The sequence below is a fragment of the Campylobacter sp. BCW_6465 genome, from assembly GCF_001762815.1.
Classification (GTDB): Bacteria; Campylobacterota; Campylobacteria; order Campylobacterales; family Campylobacteraceae; genus Campylobacter_D; species Campylobacter_D jejuni.
In genome coordinates, this window is the sequence record NZ_MJXN01000050.1 from 1 (window position 1) to 3,934 (window position 3,934).

A 3,934-nucleotide genomic window follows, 5' to 3' on the forward strand; every position below is an offset into this window, starting at 1 on the left:
TAGAAGATGAAGATAGAAAACAAGAGCTTTATGTTTGTAAATTTGTGGTGGTAAATGGGGTTAAAATATGAAAATAAAAAATTTTACTTTAATTGCATCAAATCATAATTTAGAAATCGAGTTAAAAAATCTTACCAAAAATGCTAATAAAATTATTTTTATATGCAGTGATTTTGATGGATATAAAGAAGCTAAGAATTCTTTGTATAAGACACTACATACTATTGAAGATAATTTTAAAATTGATAATACAAAAACTTTTAAAATCATACATTTAAATCAAGCCAATAAAGACGAAATCACAAAAGAACAAAAATTTAGCTCTGATAAAAATTTATCTAGCATTAAAAAAATTATCTTTAATAATTTAAAATTTTTAAATAATGCAATTAATCAAAATGAAAATAAAACGCTCAATAAAATTATTGATGAAAACAATGTAGAAAATATTGAAAATTTTTTAAAAGAAATTCAAAAAGAATTAAATATATTATTAAAAAATATCAAAGAATCTAACTATTTTGAGCAAGAAATTAAACCAAAGATACAACTTACCCTAGATACACTTTTTAATACACTTTTAAAAAATATTACTCAATCTAATGATGATGAATATAAGCAAATTATTAGAGCTATAGCAAAATTTTTTATCAATATACTAGATTCTGTAACCAATCTTAAAAAACCTGTCTCTTTAGTCAAAAAAAATCCTTATGTTTTTGTTGTAAATACATTATTTGAAGCTTATAATTCTTCTGCTGAGTATCAAGAGTATAAGGAACAAAAATATTATTATGATTTTGCTTATCCACTTTTAGAGCTTATTACTAGTAAGCTTTATCCTATTATCGCTTTGTGCAATGAAGAAATTTTATCTGATGTATTAATTATAGATGATAAAGTATTATTAGATTTTTCATCTTATTCTAATGTACCTTCTATTAGTCTTTATAAAAATAGTTTTTATAAAGTTATTTTAGATGAAGAATTTCAAGGTATTTTTGATAATTTTTTAGAAAATAATCTAAAATTTGAAAATGAAAAGTTAGATAATACACTTTTAGTGAATTCTAGTTTAAATAATTTTGATACAACATTAAAAAAAGCAATCAATTTAAATATCTCTAAACTCAATCATTTCTTTTATGCAGAATATCCTGATTTAAATTCTTCCATGCTAGTAGAAATGATATTAGATAAAAAAAATACTGATCAAATCAATACAACCAAAATGGGTAAAAATTATTTGCTTATTACTAATCCACCACAGCTTAACAATGCAGGACTTTGTGAGGACTTGTATCAAAAAAAATTAGGAGCAATAATAAAAAATCGCCCCAAAGCTCTTACAAAAAATGAAAAACTTGCATTAAAAGGCGATTTTCCTAGCAAAAGAGATTATGGTTCTTATTTTATAGAAAGAGATGTTAAAAAAGAAGATGATTATGTATTGCAACTTTGTCCTTTTGTGAAACTTGATGGACAGATTTATCAAAAATATAAGGGATATTTTAATTTTTATAATCAAACATATTCTTGGATGAAACTTTATTTATTAGAACATATAAACGAACGATTAGAATATGAAAAAGTTAAGCAAGATTTTGCTTATATTGATAGCTTTTTTAAATTACCCAAAGAACTGGAAGAAATTAGCGAAAAAGAAAAAGTAAAAGTAAAAGAATATATCGGGCTTTTTAATAATTATTTAGATAATATCAATTCTTATTATGATCAAATGCAATTTTTTCTTGAGTTAGAGCCATCAATATCTAAAACATATGAAAATGTAGATTTTAAGAAATACTCACCTTTAACGGTTGTTTTATTGACTTTAACTTTGTATGTTTTACAAAAAGACTTAGCTTTTACGCAAGAATATTCTCTTGGTGTTAAAAATATTGTAATTCCAAATTTAGATTATGGCGATAAAGAAATTTCACTTAATTACCAAAGGATTAAAATACCAAATTATTTTAATGAGTATATCTTATTTATCCCTGATGATATTTATTTTTATGATAATGATAAAAAAATTTATATCTTTTTATCTAAAGAATTAAATAAAAATAAAAAAGAAGATGAAGTTATTTATTTAGATGAATTAGCCAAAGCTATGTTTGAAAATGATTTTGAAGAAGAAGATCAAACTTATGTAAATTTTTTAAAAACCTTAAATGAAAGCTTTGATGAGGAGATTGAATTTGAAGAAAATATACAAACAGACAAAACTCTTCCTTCAAAAAAAGATTTAGATAAAAGCATTCAAGATATTATGCTTGATAAAGAACTTGCAAAATTATCTATAGATATTACTTTTTTTAACATCATTAAGCAACTTTTTCCTTTTACAGAATTTTTTATGAGTCAGCCTGATTTTTTTAAAAAAATGATTTTATTTTTTATAGATTCAAGCTTAGATAAAAAGTATTATGGTAATAAATTATTTTCTAGTTTTAAAGCACATTTTTTTAAAGAACTAGGGATATTTTATGCACTTAATCCTAAAGGACATTTTATAAAAATTAATCCAAAAAGTAAAAAATCACTCAATAAGCTTTTTTTATATCAAATAGGAACAAATTATTATTATTTTAATCAATTAGAATATGCAAGTGAATTAAAAAAGTCAAAGAGTTTTTCAAGATTAGATAAAGCTAAGCAAATTCATTTGATATCAAAAGTAAGAAAACAATTAGCTATTGATTTTTCTATTAAAGTAAGTAAAAATTTAAGTGTAGATGTGTTAAAAAATTTAGCAGGATCTTTTATCGATACACTTTTGCCTACAAATTATGAAAGATTGAAAATTTTATATGAAAAACTAATGTATGAAAAATTTACTTACAATTATGATTTTCCTTTAGCTGTAAAAAAAGAAGAATATATAACCTATCCTTTATTAATAAATTCTAGATTTATGAGTTTTGATTTATCTGAGTTTATTTTTGGTTCTTTATTATGCACGGGTGGGCTTAATTATTATCCTAGTATTGCTTGTGCTACAACTTCAAGTGAAGCTAGGGAATTTGCCTTAAAAAGACTTTTATCTTATATTATTTTAGATGAAAAAAGAAGTGCTTTTATGGAAGATAAAATCAATGAAGGCAAATATATCTTAAATGATAAGGAATTTTTTGAAAAAAACAATATAGAACTTAGAAATTGTAATATATATAAGCTAGAACATTTTCAAAGAAAAGAAGAGTATAAAATACAACACCCAGTGATAAAACAACACCCTATCTTAGCTTATAATGATACTATACAAATTTTATATGAATATGCAAATGGGATTTATAATACCACTCAAGATGAAAAGGGTAAGTTCATAGAAGATAGGCAAAAAGCAAGAAGATTGATGGAAAATTTAGAAGCCATAGGACAACATAATTTAGAAGTGATGTATAAGGGGATAAATGAAGAATATGTTGATAATGATAGAAAAAGTAGAGAAAATGAGGAAGAAAGCGATGATATTAGTAAAATACAAGATTATTCCAACAAATTCATAGGCAGACTAGCTACAACTATAATCATGGAAGATGGTTTATATATGGGTTAAATTAAAGAAAGGATAAAAATGAGTGGTAATAAAGATATTTACGAGATTTATACTTCTAATGGACTTATATTAGAAGTTGATAAAAATACAAATCAAATTATATTTGATAAAAGAAAAGATGGGCGTGAAGTAGGCAAATACACCCAAGAATATTCTAAAGCTTTGTTTGAAGCTGATCGTATATTAAGAACTTCTCCTTATATTAATTATCAACCTAGGTATCTAGATCCTGAATTTCACACAGGGGAGAAATCTACTTTACTTGAATTTAAAGATTGGCAAAGTATATATTTAAAAGATCCTATCAAAGGAGCTATAGCTCCTTGGACTAAAGCAGAAAAAGCTTATTATAAATCTTTAAAAACTAAA

Annotated in this window: 1 protein-coding gene and 1 pseudogene; both read left to right on the top strand. The window is 23.7% G+C overall.

Going from position 1 to position 3,934, the window contains the following annotated elements; translation table 11 throughout:
• The first annotated feature begins 67 nt into the window (after nucleotides 1-67).
• Nucleotides 68-3,565, top strand: a complete 3,498-nt coding sequence (locus AJ886_RS03380) for a hypothetical protein (RefSeq protein WP_070287130.1) — start codon at nucleotides 68-70, stop codon at nucleotides 3,563-3,565.
• An 18-nt stretch (nucleotides 3,566-3,583) separates the two neighbouring features.
• A pseudogene (locus tag AJ886_RS03385) lies at nucleotides 3,584-3,934 on the top strand (hypothetical protein); the annotation flags it as partial.

Excerpts from the sequence above, each read along its gene's own strand:
- AJ886_RS03380 (WP_070287130.1), top strand. The coding sequence starts at position 68 with ATGAAAATAAAAAATTTTACTTTAATTGCATCAAATCATAATTTAGAA.